At 71.3% G+C, this 16457-nt stretch carries 14 protein-coding genes; 12 read left to right on the top strand and 2 right to left on the bottom strand.

Annotated elements, in window-relative coordinates:
* Position 1 precedes the first annotated feature (1 nt).
* The 5 genes from rfbD (at position 2) to ABZ815_RS00275 (ending at position 7614) form a co-directional block, all read left to right on the top strand.
* Complete coding sequence (gene rfbD / locus ABZ815_RS00295) at positions 2–853, top strand: dTDP-4-dehydrorhamnose reductase (RefSeq protein WP_357692315.1); 852 nt, start codon at positions 2–4, stop codon at positions 851–853.
* Positions 838–1797 (top strand): endonuclease/exonuclease/phosphatase family protein, encoded by a 960-nt coding sequence (locus ABZ815_RS00290; RefSeq protein WP_357692313.1) that lies wholly within the window; start codon positions 838–840, stop codon positions 1795–1797. Before rfbD ends, ABZ815_RS00290 begins: the two co-directional genes overlap by 16 nt.
* Before the next feature lie 52 nt (positions 1798–1849).
* Positions 1850–2620, top strand: coding sequence for a WecB/TagA/CpsF family glycosyltransferase (locus ABZ815_RS00285; RefSeq protein WP_357692311.1), 771 nt, complete (start codon positions 1850–1852; stop codon positions 2618–2620).
* Complete coding sequence (locus tag ABZ815_RS00280; protein ID WP_357692309.1) at positions 2617–3732, top strand: hypothetical protein; 1116 nt, start codon at positions 2617–2619, stop codon at positions 3730–3732. The genes ABZ815_RS00285 and ABZ815_RS00280 overlap by 4 nt, the downstream gene beginning before the upstream one ends.
* Before the next feature lie 69 nt (positions 3733–3801).
* Entirely contained in the window at positions 3802–7614 is a 3813-nt protein-coding gene (locus ABZ815_RS00275) for a LamG-like jellyroll fold domain-containing protein (protein WP_357692307.1), read from the top strand.
* Here ABZ815_RS00275 and ABZ815_RS00270 read toward each other — a convergent pair.
* Positions 7611–8441 carry a glycosyltransferase gene (locus ABZ815_RS00270; RefSeq protein WP_357692305.1) on the bottom strand — a complete coding sequence of 277 codons (831 nt, stop codon included), beginning with the start codon at positions 8439–8441 and terminating at the stop codon, positions 7611–7613. The two genes, ABZ815_RS00275 and ABZ815_RS00270, sit on opposite strands and share 4 nt — an antisense overlap.
* Positions 8435–8992, bottom strand: a complete 558-nt coding sequence (gene rfbC, locus ABZ815_RS00265) for a dTDP-4-dehydrorhamnose 3,5-epimerase (RefSeq protein ID WP_357692303.1) — start codon at positions 8990–8992, stop codon at positions 8435–8437. Before rfbC ends, ABZ815_RS00270 begins: the two co-directional genes overlap by 7 nt.
* 96 nt (positions 8993–9088) lie before the next feature.
* Here rfbC and ABZ815_RS00260 point away from each other — a divergent pair, with 96 nt between their 5' ends.
* The 7 genes from ABZ815_RS00260 to ABZ815_RS00230 are packed head-to-tail and all read left to right on the top strand — an operon-like array spanning position 9089 to position 16456.
* A complete protein-coding gene (locus tag ABZ815_RS00260; RefSeq protein WP_357693526.1) occupies positions 9089–10294 on the top strand; it encodes a class I SAM-dependent methyltransferase in 1206 nt (401 codons plus the stop codon).
* Complete coding sequence (locus tag ABZ815_RS00255; protein WP_357692301.1) at positions 10291–11070, top strand: sugar phosphate nucleotidyltransferase; 780 nt, start codon at positions 10291–10293, stop codon at positions 11068–11070. The genes ABZ815_RS00260 and ABZ815_RS00255 overlap by 4 nt, the downstream gene beginning before the upstream one ends.
* Entirely contained in the window at positions 11067–11714 is a 648-nt protein-coding gene (locus tag ABZ815_RS00250; protein WP_357692299.1) for a PIG-L family deacetylase, read from the top strand. Before ABZ815_RS00255 ends, ABZ815_RS00250 begins: the two co-directional genes overlap by 4 nt.
* A complete protein-coding gene (locus ABZ815_RS00245) occupies positions 11714–12730 on the top strand; it encodes an SDR family oxidoreductase (RefSeq protein WP_357692297.1) in 1017 nt (338 codons plus the stop codon). The genes ABZ815_RS00250 and ABZ815_RS00245 overlap by 1 nt, the downstream gene beginning before the upstream one ends.
* A complete protein-coding gene (locus ABZ815_RS00240) occupies positions 12727–13992 on the top strand; it encodes a DUF4910 domain-containing protein (RefSeq protein WP_357692295.1) in 1266 nt (421 codons plus the stop codon). Before ABZ815_RS00245 ends, ABZ815_RS00240 begins: the two co-directional genes overlap by 4 nt.
* Complete coding sequence (locus ABZ815_RS00235; RefSeq protein WP_357692293.1) at positions 13989–14969, top strand: hypothetical protein; 981 nt, start codon at positions 13989–13991, stop codon at positions 14967–14969. Before ABZ815_RS00240 ends, ABZ815_RS00235 begins: the two co-directional genes overlap by 4 nt.
* An 11-nt stretch (positions 14970–14980) precedes the next feature.
* Positions 14981–16456 (top strand): oligosaccharide flippase family protein, encoded by a 1476-nt coding sequence (locus ABZ815_RS00230; protein ID WP_357692291.1) that lies wholly within the window; start codon positions 14981–14983, stop codon positions 16454–16456.
* Position 16457: the final 1 nt, after the last annotated feature.

The following is a 16457-nucleotide window of genomic DNA, read 5'->3' as shown; positions in this document are numbered from 1 at the left end:
CATGAGGTGGCTCGTCACGGGCGGCGGCGGCATGCTGGCCGCCGACGTGCTCGAACGGGCGGCGCGGACCGGCGATCCGGTGCTCGCGCTCGGCCGTTCCGAGCTCGACCTGTGCGACCGGCGCTCGGTCCGCGACTTCGTCACCGCCTACCGGCCCGGAGTGGTGGTCAACTGCGCCGCCTGGACCGCCGTGGACGACGCCGAGACCCACGAGGCCGAGGCGCTGGAGATCAACGGGCACGCGGTGGGCTGGCTGGCCGAGAGCTGCGCGCGGGCCGGGGCGCGGCTCGTGCACGTGTCCACCGACTACGTCTTCGACGGCACCGCGCCGGCGCCGTACCCGGAGGACGCGCCGACCGCGCCGGTGAACGCGTACGGCAGGACCAAGCTTGCCGGTGAGCGGGCGGCGCTGGAGCACGGGCACCACGTGGTGCGCAGCGCCTGGCTGTACGGCGCGGCCGGCCCCAACTTCGTGCGCACCATGATCAGGCTGGCGGCCGAGCGCGACACCGTGGACGTCGTCGACGACCAGCACGGCCAGCCGACGTGGACCGCCGACCTGGCCGACTACCTGGTACGGCTGGCGCAGTCCGAGCTGCCGCCGGGCGTCTACCACGGCACCAGCTCCGGGGAGACGACATGGTGCGGCCTGGCCAAGGAGATCTTCACGCTGCTCGGCCTGGACCCGGAGCGGGTGCGCCCGGTGAGCTCGGCGGGCTTCCCCCGGCCGGCCCGGCGTCCGGCCAACAGCGTGCTCGCGCACACCAGGGGAGAGCCGATCCGGGACTGGGACCAGGCGCTGCGCGCGGCCTGGCCGGCGCTGACGCACGGGCGCCGGTGCGGCGTCGCGTAGGCGGCGCGGTGCTGTGGCTCATGGTGGCGGGCCTGGCGGGCTGGGCGGGGCTGCGGCTGTCCGGGTGGGAGCCGAAGTTCCTGTGGTCGCAGCTCGTGTCGTTCACGCCGTACGCGGCGGCGCTGTCGGTGGTGCCGCTGGGCTTCGCGTTCCACCTGCGCTCCTGGCCGCTGATCGCCGCCGCGCTCGCCGTGACGTGCGCGTTCGCGGTGGCCGTCGTGCCGCGCGCGGTGCCCGAGGGCAACCCGCCGGCCGCCGGGCCGGTGCTGCGGGTGATGGCGGTCAACCTGCTGCACTCCTCCGTGCTGCCGCCGGTGCTGGTGGAGACGGTCGAGCGCGAGCGGCCGGACGTGCTGAACCTGCTGGAGTTCACCGGCCTGATGCGGGAGCGGGTGGAGGAGCTGGGGCTGGCGCGGCTGCTGCCGTACCGGATCGTGCTGCCGGGGGAGGACTCGTCGGGGGCGGCGATCTACTCGCGTTACCCGCTGCGGGCGGCGGACCTGCCGATCGCGGCGCCGCCCTTCGAGGAGAGCCCGCGCCACCTGCCCGCCGTCGTCACGCTGCCGGGCGGGCGGGAGGCCGAGATCGTCGCGGTGCACGCGTGCGCGCCCTCGGAGGGCTGGCGGACGGCGTGCTGGGCGTCCAGCATCCGGGCGCTGCCGCCCGCCGCGGCGCCCCTGCGGATCCTGGCCGGGGACTTCAACTCCACCCTCGACCACGCGGTGCTGCGCGATCTGATCGCCACGGGCTACCGGGACGCCGCCGACGTCACCGGGAAGGGGCTCTCCATGACGTGGCCCTACTACGAGCAGCCGCGGCTGTTCCCGAAGGTGGCCATCGACCACGTGCTGGCCGACCGGCGGATCGCGATCCGGAGCTTCCAGACCCTGCGGGTGCCGAGGACCGACCACCGGGCGACGCTCACCGAGCTGGTCCTTCCTTGATGTGACGTTTCCGGAGCCGAGACCGATATGTCATGGACACCCAGGGGGACGGATGACGAGGTTGCCAGAGAGGAAGACGGTGTTCGGCACCGTGCTGGACGCCCTCACCATGAGCCAGGTGATCGACCGTTGCGTGGCGGCCGTCGCGGCGGACGGCAGGCTGACCATCGGCGTGGTGAACGCCGCCAAGGTCGTCAACATGCGCGCGGACGCCGCCCTGCGCCAGTCGGTGCTGGACAGCGACCTCGTGCTGGCCGACGGGCAGTCGGTGGTCTGGGCCGCGCGGGTGCTCGGCCACCGCCTCCCCGAGCGGGTGGCGGGCATCGACCTGTTCACCGAGCTGATGGCCGAGGGCGCCCGGCGCGGCTACCGGGCCTACTTCCTCGGCGCGACCGCCGAGGTGCTGGCCGGGGTGCTGGACGAGGTGCGCGCCCGCTACCCGGGCCTGGCCGTCGCCGGCTCCCGCGACGGCTACTTCGCGCCGGAGGAGTCGGGCGAGGTCGCCGCCGAGATCGCCGCCTCGCGGGCCGACCTGCTGTTCCTGGGCATCACCTCGCCGAAGAAGGAGATCTTCATCCGCGAGTGGGGGGAGCGCACCGGCGCGCGGATCATCCACGGCGTGGGCGGCTCGTTCGACGTGCTGGCCGGGCGCACCCGGAGGGCGCCGCTGCGCTGGCAGCGATTAGGGCTGGAATGGCTCTACCGCATGCTCCAGGAGCCGTTGCGGCTCGGGCCGCGCTACGTGCGCACCAACGGCAGATTCCTGCTCCTGGTGATCAGGGAGTGGGCCGGTGTCAGACGCAGGATCGAGGAGACGACGTGACGGATCACCGGATCGCTCTGCTGAGCTCCGGCCACCAGGACTTCGTGCGGGACATGCTGGACCTGTCGGTACGCGGCCTGCCCCCCGGATACCGCGACGGCGGCTTCGTCTTCACCCGCCGGGGCCGGCAGCAGGCCGACGGCACCTGGACGGCCGTGCCGGAGGGGCGCAGCACCCGCTACTCCGCGATCGTCGCGCTCGGCGTGGCCACCATGGAGGAGTCCAGGCAGCGGGCGGCGCTGGCCGGTGACGACGTCCTCGACCTGGTGGGGAACCTGGTCAAGCGGCTCCCCGAGGTGACCGGCGCCGGTGACGCCGCGCTGATCTGCTGGGCGGCGGCCGAGAGCGGGCACTCTGACCTCGACCAGGCCCTGAGCCGTCTCGCCGAGCTGGACGCGGGCGAGCAGATCTACACCGTCGAGGCGGCGTGGGTGCTGGCCGCCCTGGTCGCGGCCGGGGTGCGCGACGGCCGCGCCGAACGGGCCCGCGAGCGGCTGCTCGGCGGGCTGGCCGGCAACCGGCTCTACCCGCACGCGCTCGGCCGGGGCCCGCTGGTGCCCCGCTACCGCGCCCACGTGGGGTGCTTCGCCGACCAGGTCTACCCGCTCCAGGCGCTGGCCAGGCTGCACGCGGCCACCGGCGACGCCGAGGCGCTGCGGGCCGCCGAGCAGGTGGCCGCGGGCATCTGCCGGGCCCAGGGGCCGCGGGGCGAGTGGTGGTGGCACTACGACGCCCGTACCGGCTCGGTGGTCGAGGGGTATCCCGTCTACAGCGTCCACCAGCTCTCCATGGGGCCGATGGCGCTGCTGGACCTGGCCGACGCGGGTGGCACGGCGTACGTGGCGGAGATCTCCAAGGGGCTCGACTGGATGATCGAGCGGCCCTCGTTCGTGCTCGACGATCTGGCGCTGACCTGGCGCAAGGAGGCCAGGGACGACCCCCGCAAGCTGGTGCGCGGGCTGCGGGCGATGGCGACGGGCGTGCACAGGGGGTCGCGGCTCGGCGTGCTGGACCGGGTCTATCCGCCGGTCGCCGTGGACCGGGAGTGCCGGCCGTACGAGCTGGGGTGGCTGCTGTACGCGTGGCTGGCCAGTTGCGGACAAAGCGCGTGACTTGGCCCTGAATCGGTGCGATAGATCGATTCAGGGCTCGGGGGATATTTCCGTTTCAAGGGGGTTCCCGTGTTACGGCGGCTTCGCCATGCGCTCCTTTCCGTCCTGCTGATCACGACCGGGCTGGCCATCGTCGCGCCACCGCCCGCGCAGGCACTGCCGAGCAGCTTCCAGAGACAGGTGGTCTTTAGCGGGCTGACCAATCCGACCAACATCGAGTTCGCCTCCGACGGCCGGGTGTTCGTCGCCGAGAAGAGCGGCCTGATCAAGGTCTTCGACTCCCTCACCGACAGCACACCGGCGATCTACGCCGACCTGCGCACGCAGGTGCACAACTTCTGGGACCGCGGGCTCCTCGGCCTGGCCCTGCACCCGGACTTCCCGGCCGACCCGCGCATCTACGTGCTGTACTCCTACGACGCGGTGCCCGGCGGCAGCGCGCCGCGCTGGGGCACCGCGGGCGCGAGTGCCGACCCGTGCCCGACCCCGCCCGGCGCGACGGGTGACGGCTGCCTGATCACCGGGCGGTTGTCCGTGCTGACGCCCTCGGGCGGCTCGGTGGCCGAGACCCCGCTGATCACCGACTGGTGCCAGCAGCACCCCAGCCACTCCGTCGGCGACCTGGCGTTCGGCCCCGACGGCATGCTCTACGCCAGCGGCGGCGACGGCGCCAGCTTCAACTTCGCCGACTACGGCCAGGACAACCTGACCAGCTCCGACGTCACCCCGGACAACCCGTGCGGTGACCCGCCCTCGCCCGTCGGCACCGCGCTCAGCCCGCCGGCCGCCGAGGGCGGCGCGCTGCGCTCGCAGGACCTGCGCACCGGCGGCGACCCGGCGGGCCTCAACGGCAGCATCATCAGGATCGACCCCGACACCGGCGCCGCCGCCCCCGGCAACCCGAACGCGGGGAGCAGCGACCCCAACGCGGCCCGGATCATCGCCTACGGCCAGCGCAACCCGTTCCGCATCACCGTACGGCCCGGCACGAACGAGATCTGGGCGGGCGAGGTCGGCTGGAACACCTACGAGGAGATCAACCGCATCACCTCTCCGACCGGCCCGGTCAGCAACTTCGGCTGGCCCTGCTACGAGGGCCCGGCCCGGCAGGGCGGCTACGACAACCTGAACCTGACCCTCTGCGAGAACCTGTACGCGGCGGGCCCGGCGGCGGTGACGCAGCCGTACTTCGCCTGGAACCACGCCTCCAAGCCCGCGCCGAACGACCCGTGCCCGTCAGGAGGGTCGTCCTCCAGCGGCGTCGCGTTCTACGAGGGCGGCTCCTACCCGGCCGCCTACGACGGCGCGCTGTTCTTCTCCGACTTCAGCAGGTCGTGCGTCTGGGTCATGACCAAGGGCGCGAACGGCCTGCCCGACCCGGCGACGGTGACCACGTTCGACTCGGGGATGCCCGCCGTGGAGGTGCAGACCGGCCCCGGCGGCGACCTGTTCGCGGTCGACTACACCAACGGGCAGATCATCCGATACCTGTACAACAACATCCCGCCGACCGCCGTCATCGGCGCCAGCGCGACCTCGGGCAACGCGCCGCTCACGGTGAACTTCACCTCCGCCGGATCCGCCGACGCCGACGGCGACCCGCTCACCTTCCGCTGGGACCTGGACGGCGACGGCGACCACGACGACTCCACCTCGGCCACACCCTCCTACACCTACGCGCAACCGGGCTCCTACGTGGTCAAGCTGCGGACAGACGACGGGCGAGGCGGCCAGGGGAACGCGACCGTCACGATCAACGTGAACAACACGGCCCCCACGGCGACGATCAACTCCCCGTCGCCCTCGCTGACGTGGGCCGTCGGTGACACGATCACGTTCTCCGGCACCGGCACCGACGCCCAGGACGGCACGATCCCCGGCTCGCGGATGCAGTGGAAGCTGATCATGCATCACTGCCCCAGCACCTGCCACGAGCACGAGATCACCACCTTCACCGGCACCGGTGGCTCCTTCGCGCCGCCGGACCACGAATACCCGTCGCACCTGGAACTCCGGTTGACCGTGACCGACGCGCACGGCCTGACCGACACCAAGAGCGTGCTGCTGCAGCCGAAGACGGTGAACCTGACCTTCCAGACCGTGCCCGCCGGGTTGCAACTCGGCTTCAACAGCGAGCAGACCGTCGCCCCCTTCACCAGGACGGTGATCGTCGGCTCCCACAACTCGGTCTCCGCGCCCTCGCCGCAGAGCTCCGGCGGCTCCAGTTACACGCTCACCTCCTGGTCCGACGGCGGCGCGGCCACGCACAACGTCACGGCGCCGGCCGGCGCGGCGACCTACACCGCGACCTACCAGCAGTCCCAGGTGCCGGACGGCCTGGTGGCGGCGTACGGCATGGACGCGGGCGCCGGCACGGCGGTCGCCGACGCCTCGGGCAAGGGCAACAACGGCACGGCCGCGAACACGGCCTGGTCCCTGACCGGCAAGTACGGCCAGGCGTTGTCGTTCGACGGCACGTCGAGCTGGGTGACGGTGGCCGATTCGAGTTCGTTGCGTCTGACGAACGGGATGACGTTGGAGGCGTGGGTGCGTCCGTCGAGTGTGACGGGGTGGCGGACGGTGTTGATGAAGGAGTTCGGGGCTGATCTGGCGTACGCGGTCATGGGGAGCGGCGGCAGCGGCCCGGCGGCGTTCGTCTACACGTCCTCGGGGGCGAATGCGCCGGCGGCGGGCAATCTGCCGTTGAACACCTGGAGTCATGTGGCGGCGACGTACGACGGTTCGACGTTGCGGATGTTCGTCAACGGCGCGCAGGTGGCGGCCAACCCGACGGTCGGCAACCTGCGCACCGGGACGAGCCCGTTGCGGATCGGCGGGAACAGCGGTTCGGGCGACTACTTCAGCGGTCTGATCGACGAGGTGCGGGTCTACAACAAGGCGCTCACCGCCGCTCAGATCACCACCGACATGAACACCCCCGTCGGGCAGCAGGGACCGCCCGACACCCAGCCGCCCACCGCGCCCGGCTCGCTGGCCGCGACCGGCGGTCAGGGCAGCGCCCAGCTCACCTGGACGGCCTCGACCGACAACGTGGCCGTCACCGGGTACACCGTTCACCGGTCGGCGACCGCTGGGTTCACGCCGTCCGGGGCCAACCAGGTGGGCTCGACCGCGAGCACGTCGTTCATGGACTCGGGGGTCGCGGCGGGCACGTATTACTACCGCGTCGTGGCCTTCGACGGCTCCAGCAACACAGGGCCGCCGTCCAACGAGGCGTCGGCGGTGGTCACCCAGCCGCCCACGATCAGCGGGCTGGTGGCGGCGTACGGCATGAACGCGGGCACCGGGACGGCCGTCGCCGATGCCTCCGGCAACGGCAACAACGGCACCCTCACCGCGGCGACCTGGACGGCCGGCAAGTACGGCCAGGCGTTGTCGTTCGACGGCACGTCGAGCTGGGTGACGGTGGCCGATTCCAGTTCGTTGCGTCTGACGAACGGGATGACGTTGGAGGCGTGGGTGCGTCCGTCGAGTGTGACGGGGTGGCGGACGGTGGTGATGAAGGAGTTCGGGGCTGATCTGGCGTACGCGGTCATGGGGAGCGGCGGCAGCGGCCCGGCGGCGTTCGTCTACACGTCCTCGGGGGCGAATGCGCCGGCGGCGGGCAATCTGCCGTTGAACACCTGGAGTCATGTGGCGGCGACGTACGACGGTTCGACGTTGCGGATGTTCGTCAACGGCGCGCAGGTGGCGGCCAACCCGACGGTCGGCAACCTGCGCACCGGGACGAGCCCGTTGCGGATCGGCGGGAACAGCGGTTCGGGCGACTACTTCAGCGGTCTGATCGACGAGGTGCGGGTCTACAACAAGGCGCTCACCGCCGCCCAGATCACCACCGACATGAACACGCCGGTCAGCTAGCCCCGGCTGCTCTCGTCGCGCAGCCAGGTGGTGTAGTCGCCCGCGCGGATCGCGCGGGCGGCCCGCCGCCTGGCCAGCACGGCCATCGCGGCGAAGACCACGGCCGCGCCCGCCAGGCGCGGCTCCTTCGCCACGATGGCCGCCAGGTCGCGCGGCCCGGTGCGCTCGCCGGCGGTGGCCGAGGTCCGTTCCAGCTCGGTGACGCTGGTCATCGCCCGGACCCGGCGGCGCAGCAGGTCGGCGACCGTGCGCGGCGGATGGATCACCGCGCGGGCCGTCCCGACGATCACGCGTTCGTCGGGTGCGAACGCCAGCGACGCGGTCAGGTCGTCGGCCATCACGGGCGGCAGCGCGCGCAGGCGCTCGTTGCCCACGCCGTTCACCGCGATCACGCCCCGGGCGAACAGCCCGGCGCGGACGTGCGGCAGCCGCGTCCAGATCGCGTAGTAGGCGCGCACCGGCCACGGGCTGCCGGCCAGCCTCAGGTCCCGCTCCGGCCCGGCGGCGAGCGGCCCGTCCGGCGCGCTCAGCACGGCCGCCAGGGCGCGGGCGGAGGCGGTGCTGAGCTCGACGTCGGCGTCGACGTACAGGCGGGGGTAGCCGCGGGCCGCCTGGTCGCCCATGCGCAGCGCCGCGCTCTTGGACGGGACGGGCGTGGTCAGCACCCGCACGTCGTACGGCCGCGCCACGTCCGCCGTGCCGTCGGTGCAGCCGTTGGCCACGACCACCACGTCGAACTCGCCGGGCGCCGCCTCGCCGAGCAGGCCGTCCAGCAGGCGGCCGAGCACCTTGGCCTCGTTGTGGGCCGGGATCACGACGCTCACCACGACGGGAGGATCCCCGCGTCGCGGGCCTGCTTGAGCGTGGGGGCGGCGGCGTCCTTCGCCGACAGGACCGGCTCCACGTCGATCGGCCACTCGATGGCCAGGTCGGGGTCGAGCGGGTGGATGCCGTGCTCGTGCGCCGGGTCGTACGGGGAGGAGCAGAGGTAGACGACCGTGGCCGACTCGCTGAGGGCCATGAAGCCATGGCCCAACCCCTCGGTCAGGAAGATGCCCTGGCGTGAGACGTCGTCCAGCCGCACCGCCTCCCACCGCCCATACGTCGGCGAGCCCACCCGGACGTCCACGACGACGTCCAGGGCCTCGCCCGCCAGGCACATGACGTATTTGGCCTGGCCGGGCGGCACGTCGGCGAAGTGGATGCCGCGCAGCACGCCGCGGCTGGAGACCGAGCAGTTGACCTGGGCCAGCTCGATCGAGCGCCCCGTCGCCTCCCGAAGGTCGGCGGCGCGGAAGCTTTCCAGGAAAACGCCCCGGGGATCGCTGTGGATGCGGGGGGTGTAGAGCAATGCTCCATCGATGCTCAGGCGTTTCATGAAGACACTTGTAACACTCATTGCCGCCCACCCGAAGTATGGCTGTGGGTTTCCAAAGGGGGAAATCTTGTCATTTCTGGGTGGGGCCCTTTGTTGATGACATCGTGCCGGTTGTGCGGCTCGACGGACCTGGTCGGCGTGGTGGATCTCGGGGCGACACCGCCCTGTGAGCTCTTCCTCACGGCGGAACAACTTGATCAGCCGGAGCTCACCTATCCTCTTCATCTGCGGGTATGCACGGGCTGCTGGCTGGCCCAGATCCCGCCGTTGATCACGCCGGAAGAGACATTCACCGAATACGCTTACTTTGCGTCATTCTCTGCTTCCTGGGTGGAGCACGCGCGGCGGTTCGTCGACTCCGCGGTGGAACGGTTGAAGCCGTCGTTCGTGGTCGAGGTGGCCAGCAACGACGGCTACCTGCTGCAGCACGTGGTCGAACGCGGCATCCGGTGCCTCGGCATCGAGCCGTCGGCCAACGTGGGCCAGGCGGCCAAGGACAAGGGCGTGCCGACGCTCACGGCGTTCCTGACGCCGGAGACGGGCGCGTCGGTGCGAGACGGGAACGGTCCCGCCGACCTGGTGGTGGCCAACAACGTCTACGCGCACATCCCCGACGTCATCGGCTTCACCAAGGGGCTGCGTGCCCTGGTGGCCGACGACGGCTGGGTCTCGATCGAGGTCCAGCACCTGCTCACGCTCGTGGAGCTGAACCAGTACGACACGATCTACCACGAGCACTTCCAGTACTACACGGTGGCCTCCGCGCAGCGGGCGCTGGCGAGCGGCGGGCTGACCCTGGTCGACGTCGAGCTGGTGCCCACCCATGGCGGGTCGATCCGGTTGTGGGCGCGCCCCTCGGGGAGCCCGTCGGACCGGGTGCTCGACGTGCTCGCCAGGGAGAAGGCCGCCGGGCTGCACGACCTCTCCGGTTACGCGGGGTTCGCGGAGCGGGTCGCCCGCGTCCGCCGTGACCTGTTGCGATTCCTGATCACCGCCGCCGAGGAGGGCAAGACGGTCGCCGGGTACGGCGCACCGGGCAAGGGCAACACGCTGCTCAACCACTGTGGGATCAGGCCGGACCTGCTGGCCTACACGGTGGATCGCAATCCGTACAAACACGGCAGGTTCACGCCGGGCACCAGGATCCCGATCGCTCCGCCGGAGCGCATCGCCCAGGACCGCCCGGACTATGTGCTGGTCCTGCCGTGGAACCTGCGCGAAGAGCTCACGGCTCAGCTCTCCTATGTGCACGAATGGGGAGGCCGGCTGGTCTTCCCGATCCCACACCTGGAGGTCGTGTGAAGGTTGTACTGTTCTGCGGAGGATTCGGCACCCGGATGCGGACCGGTGTGCCGGGCGAGGTGCCCAAGCCGATGGCGCTCGTCGGTCCGCGACCGCTGCTCTGGCACGTGATGCGCTACTACGCCCACTTCGGACACAAGGAGTTCATCCTGTGCCTGGGGTACGGCGCCCACCACATCAAGGACTTCTTCCTCCGCTACCAGGAGGCCACGTCCAACGACTTCGTGCTGCGCGACGGCAAGGTCGAGCTGCTGTCGAGCGACATCTCCGACTGGTCCATCTCGTTCGTGCAGACCGGGACGAACTCCCCGATCGGCGAACGGTTACGCCGGGTCCGCAGCCATCTGGGCGATGACGAGATGTTCCTCGCCAACTACGCCGACGTGCTCACCGACGCGCCGCTGCCCGAGATCATCGACCGGTTCACCGGCTCCGGGGCGGCCGCCTCGATGATGGTGGTGCCGCCGTCCCAGACCTTCCACTGCGTGGACGTCGGCGAGAACGGGCTGGTCGCCGGCATCTCACCGGTCAGCGAGATGCCGGTGTGGGTCAACGGCGGCTACTTCGTGCTGACCCAGGAGGTCTTCGAGCACATCCCGGAGAACGGCGACCTGGTCGCCGACGGCTGCGCCGAGCTGGCCAAACGCGGACGCCTGCTGGCCTACCCGCACCGCGGCTACTGGCGGCCCACCGACACCGTCAACCAGCGCATGGAGCTGGACGAGGCGTACTCGCGCGGTGTGCGTCCGTGGGCTCTGTGGGAACGGTCCCGGTGATCGGACTGCGTCCCGGAGGCGTGACCTCCGTCGTGGCGCTCGCCGCGCACTGCGACGACCTGGCGATCGGAGCCGGCGGCAGCCTGCTGACGATCTGCGCCGCCCGTCCCGGCCTGCGCGTGGACGCGCTGGTGCTGTCCGGCGGCGGGACCGAGCGGGAGGAGGAGGAACGCGCCGCGCTGGCCGACTTCTGCCCCGGCGCGGACCTGCGGGTGAGCGTGCTCAAGCTGCCCGACGGCTACCTGCCGGCCCGCTGGGAGGAGGCCAAGGCCGCGGTGGAGGAGCTGCGCGCCCGTACCGAGCCCGGCCTGATCCTCGCGCCCTGGCGCGGCGACGCCCACCAGGACCACCGGGGGCTGGCCGAGCTGGTGCCCACCGCCTTCCGCGACCACCTGACGCTCGGCTACGAGATCGTCAAATGGGACGGCGACCTGGCCGCGCCCGCCCTCTACCAGCCGCTCACTGCGGAGGTGGCCGAGCGCAAGGTGGACCTGCTCCAGCGCCACTACGCCTCCCAGCGGCACCGCCCCTGGTACGACCGAGAGGCGTTCCTGGGGCTGGCCCGCATCCGGGGCATCGAGTGCCACGCGCGGTACGCCGAGGCGTTCCACGTATCCAAGCTGACCGTCGATCTGGAGAACTGATGCGGGTACTTCTCACCGGCCACCAGGGCTACCTGGGCAGCGTGATGGCCCCCGTCCTGGCCGAGGCCGGGCACCAGGTCGTCGGCCTGGACTCCGGCCTGTTCGCCGACTGCGTGCTCGGGCCCGAGCCGGAGCCGGTCGAGGCGCACGCCGTGGACCTGCGCGACGCCGGTCCCGAGCACGTCGCCGGGTTCGACGCGGTGATCCACCTGGCCGCGCTGTCCAACGACCCGCTCGGCGCGCTCGCGCCCGACCTGACCTACGACATCAACCACCACGCCTCCGTACGGCTGGCCAGGCTGGCCAAGGAGGCGGGCGTGCGCCGCTTCCTGTACGCCTCCACCTGCTCGGTCTACGGCGCCTCCGGCGGCGCGGACCTGCTGGACGAGGACGCCCCGCTGCGCCCGGTCACGCCGTACGCCGAGTCGAAGGTGCGGGTCGAGGACGACCTGACCGCGCTGGCCGACGACGACTTCACCCCGGTGTTCCTGCGCAACGCCACCGCCTTCGGGTTCTCGCCCAGGCTGCGCGCCGACATCGTGCTGAACAACCTGGTGGGCCACGCCCACCTGACCGGCGAGGTCCGGGTGCTGTCCGACGGCACGCCCTGGCGTCCGCTGGTGCACGCCAGGGACATCGCCGACGCGTTCGCCGCCGCCCTGACCGCGCCGCGCGAGGCCGTGCACGCCACGGCCTTCAACGTGGGCACCGAGGTCAACAACGTGACCGTGGCCGAGATCGCGGCCGAGGTCGTCGCGGCCGTGCCCGGTTCGACGCTGACCATCACCGGCGAGACGGGCGCCGACCCGCGCTCCTACCGCGTCGACTTCTCCCGGATCAGGTCCGCCCTCGGGTACGAGGCCCGCTGGACGGTCAAGGCGGGCGCCGTCGAGCTCATCGACGCCTACCGCGAGCACGGCCTGACCAGGCACGACTTCGACCGCCGCTTCACCAGGCTGGCCCGGCTCGCCGACCGGCGGGAGTCCGGCACCGTCGACGACACCCTGCGGCCATGACCGGCCCCGAGATGCACGACCTGGTACGGCGGCTCTACCCGCTGTGCCGCAGCATCACCGGCGACGGCCTCCGCCGCACCCTGGAGATCATCGACGGGTCGCTCCCGCTGGAGGTCACCGAGGTGCCGACGGGCACGAAGGTCCTCGACTGGACGATCCCCCGCGAATGGAACATCCGCGATGCCTACCTCAAGGACGCCGCCGGGAACCGCGTCGTCGACTTCCGGCGGAGCAACCTGCACGTCGTGGGCTACAGCGTGCCGGTCGAGGCCACCATGTCGCTGGAGGAGCTGCGCGGGCGCCTGCACACGCTGCCCGGCCAGCCGGACCTGGTCCCGTACCGGACCAGCTACTACGCCGAGACCTGGGGCTTCTGCCTGAGCCAGAACACCCTGGACGGGCTGGCGGACGGCCCGTACGAGGTCAGGATCGACTCCACGCTCGCCGACGGCCACCTGACCTACGGCGAGCACGTGATCCGGGGCCGCAGCTCGGAGGAGGTGCTGATCTCCTGCCACGTCTGCCATCCCTCGCTGGCCAACGACAACCTGGCCGGGGTGGCGGTCGCGGTGGCCTTGGCCCGGAGACTGGCCGACCCCTGGTACACCTACCGGTTCGTCTTCGCGCCCGGCACCATCGGCGCGATCACCTGGCTGGCCCGGAACCGCGAGCGCACCGACCGGATCAGGCACGGCCTCACCCTGGCCTGCGCCGGGGACGCCGGGACGATCACCTACAAGCGCAGCAGGCGCGGCGACGCCGAGATCGACCAGGTCTTCGCGTACGTGCTCAAGGACCGGCCGCACACCCTCCTGGACTTCTCGCCCTACGGCTACGACGAGCGGCAGTACTGCTCGCCGGGGTTCGACCTGCCCGTGGGCTCGCTGACCAGGACGCCCTACGGGAGCTACCCGGAGTACCACACCTCGGCCGACAATCCCGACTTCGTACGGCCCGAGGCCATGGAGGACACCCTGGAGACGCTGTGGAGCGCCGTACGGGTCCTGGAGGGCAACCGCCGCTACCAGAACCTCAGCCCGTACGGCGAGCCCCAGCTCGGAGCGCGCGGCCTGTACGGCTCGCTGGGCGGCCGCAGTGACACGAAACAGGCCCAGATGGCGATGTTGTGGGTGCTGAACCTCTCGGACGGGCTGCACAGCCTGCTCGACATCGCGGAACGGTCGCACCTGCCGTTCCAGGCATTGGCGGACGCGGCGAACGCCCTGCAGAACGCGGGCCTGCTGAAGGAGTGGGTGGATTGAGTCTGGCGCTGAAAGTCGGCGACGTGGTCGAGGTTCTCAGTGCTGAAGAGATCCTGGCGACCCTCGATGAGCGCGGAGAGCTGGACAGCCTCCCGTTCATGCCGGAGATGCTGCGGTTCTGCGGGCAACGGCTCACCGTCCACAAGGTGGCCAACAAGCTCTGTGACACGATGACCAGGACCGGGATGCGGAAGATGGAGGACGCCGTCCACCTGACCGGCTCCCGCTGTGACGGCTCGGCCCACGGCGGCTGCCAGACGGCCTGCCTGCTCTACTGGAAGACCGCCTGGGTCAGGAAGGTCGACGGGCCGCCCACGGCCGGCGAGCGGGTCCGCCCCGAGCGGCCGCTGCTGCCGATCCTGGAGGTCAACACCCGGCGGGAGCCGGCGCCCGACGGCGAGGAGCGCTTCCGCTGCCAGGCGACGGAGCTGCTGCGCGCCGCCCCCGAGCTGCTGCCCTTTCGCGACCTCGGGCAGTACGTCACGGACATACGCGTGGGGAACTCCGGGCTCTGGGCCACCATGCGCGCGCTCTTCTTCGGCCTGTTCAACCGCTACCAGCGGCTGTCCAGGAGGTTCCCCCGCGCCCTCCGCATCAGGAACGGCCTGGCCTGGGGCTTCGTGCAGCCGGGCCCGCACACCGGCGCCACCCCGACGGGCACGATCGACCTCCAGCCGGGCGAGCTGGTGCGGATCAAGTCGAAGGACGAGATCATCGCCACGCTCTCCACGAAGGGCTTCAACCGGGGCCTCGGCTTCGAGGAGGACATGGCGCGCTCGTGCGGCCGGGTGGCCCGGGTGACGGCCCGCGTCGAGCGCTGCATCGAGGAGTCGACGGGCCGGATGCTGGAGATGAAAAGCCCCTGCATCACGCTCGACGACATCATCTGCGAAGGCATGTACAAGTCCAACTGCCCCCGCGCGTTCATCCCGTTCTGGCGGGAGATCTGGCTGGAGCGGATCGGCGAGCCGAGTTAGGAAAGGCGGGCATGGGAGAGCAACCGAGCCCGGACATCAGTGACATCGGACGCAAGGCGGGCCGAGGGGCGGTGTGGAGCCTGCTCGGCACGCTGGTCACGCGTGCGGGCTCGTTCGTCCTCGGCCTGATCCTGGCCAGGCTGCTCTCGCCCGACGACTTCGGCACGTACGCCGTCGCGCTCGCGGCCACGCAGTTCGTCATGGTCGTCAAGGACGTCGGCGTCATGTCGGCCGTCGTGCAGTGGCGGGGGCGGCTGGAGGAGATCGCCCCCACGGCCACGACCCTGACCATGATCTCCGCCCTCGGCCTGTACGGGATCTTCTGGGTCGGGGCGCCGTACTTCTCGGCGCTGGCGGGCAGCGTGGAGGCCACCTCCGTGGTGCGCATCCTCACCGCGGTCATCCTCGTCGAGGCGGTCACGGCGGTGCGCAGCGCGGCCCTGCTGCGCTGGTTCCGCACCGGCAAGAACGCCAAGGCGGTCCTCGCGGGCTTCCTGGTCAACGCGCCGGTGGCCATCGTGCTCGCGGTCAACGGGGCCGGGGCCTACAGCTTCGCCTGGGGCCAGCTCGTCGGGGCCGTCGTCACCGGCGTCTTCATGCTGATCTACGCGCGGCTGCCCTACCGGTTCGGGTTCGACCGGCGGATCGCGGGGCGGCTGCTGAGGTTCGGGATCCCCTCGGCGGCCGGGATCGCCCTGGAGGTCCTGCTGCTCAACGTGGGCTACATCATCGTCGGCAACATCATGGGCGCGGCCTGGCTCGGCTTCTACCTGATGGCCTTCAACGTGTCGAGCTGGGTGCCCGGCATCATCGGCAGCGCCATCCGCATGGTGTCGATCGCCGGCTTCTCGCGGCTGGCCGAGCGGGACCCGGAGTCGCTCTCGCTCGGTGTGCAGAAGAGCCTGCCGCTGCTCATCGCGATGATCCTGCCGCTGGCCGTCTTCATGGCGGTGCTCGCCCACCCTGTGATCATCTTCATCTACGGCCTGGAGTGGGAGCAGTCGGCGGGCGTGCTGCGCTTCCTCGCGGTGCTGATGCTGGTCCGCATGCTCACCGCCTTCGCCCTCGACATCCTGAACGGCCAGGGCGCCACCCGCTCGACCGTCTGGATGAACCTCGGGCACGCGGCGGCGATGATCCCCGCGGTCATCGTCGGCGCGAACCTCGACGGCATCCGCGGCGCCGCGATCGGCCAGGCGGTCGCGGCGGTCCTGGTCGCCCTCCCGCTCGCCATGATCGCCGTGCAGCGGGCCGGCGTACGTCTCGCGCCGGTCCTGCCCGGCCTGGTCCGGCCCGCCATGGGCGCGCTGCTCTGCGGGGCGGTCATGCTGGGCCTGACGATGCTGACCGAGGGGAGTCCCTTCGTCCAGCTCGTCGTGGCGGGCGGCGCGGGGCTGCTGGCGTACACGCTGGTCGTGGTGACCCGCGACCAGTTCCACCTGCTGAGCGATCGTGTGGTGCGGCTGCTTCCCGCCCGCGCGCGCTGAC

It is taken from the genome of Nonomuraea sp. NPDC047529 (genome assembly GCF_040642995.1).
Taxonomy (GTDB): domain Bacteria; phylum Actinomycetota; class Actinomycetes; order Streptosporangiales; family Streptosporangiaceae; genus Nonomuraea.
The sequence above is the reverse complement of the archived record's forward strand: the minus strand, read 5'-3'. Positions and strand labels throughout refer to the sequence as shown.

Bases quoted from the DNA above. Each gene is read 5' to 3' on its own strand.
- ABZ815_RS00245 (WP_357692297.1), top strand. From the start codon at position 11,714: ATGCGGGTACTTCTCACCGGCCACCAGGGCTACCTGGGCAGCGTGATG.
- rfbC (WP_357692303.1), bottom strand. From the start codon at position 8,992: ATGAAACGCCTGAGCATCGATGGAGCATTGCTCTACACCCCCCGCATC.
- ABZ815_RS00285 (WP_357692311.1), top strand. From the start codon at position 1,850: ATGACGAGGTTGCCAGAGAGGAAGACGGTGTTCGGCACCGTGCTGGAC.
- ABZ815_RS00260 (WP_357693526.1), top strand. From the start codon at position 9,089: ATGACATCGTGCCGGTTGTGCGGCTCGACGGACCTGGTCGGCGTGGTG.
- rfbD (WP_357692315.1), top strand. From the start codon at position 2: ATGAGGTGGCTCGTCACGGGCGGCGGCGGCATGCTGGCCGCCGACGTG.
- ABZ815_RS00230 (WP_357692291.1), top strand. From the start codon at position 14,981: ATGGGAGAGCAACCGAGCCCGGACATCAGTGACATCGGACGCAAGGCG.
- ABZ815_RS00240 (WP_357692295.1), top strand. From the start codon at position 12,727: ATGACCGGCCCCGAGATGCACGACCTGGTACGGCGGCTCTACCCGCTG.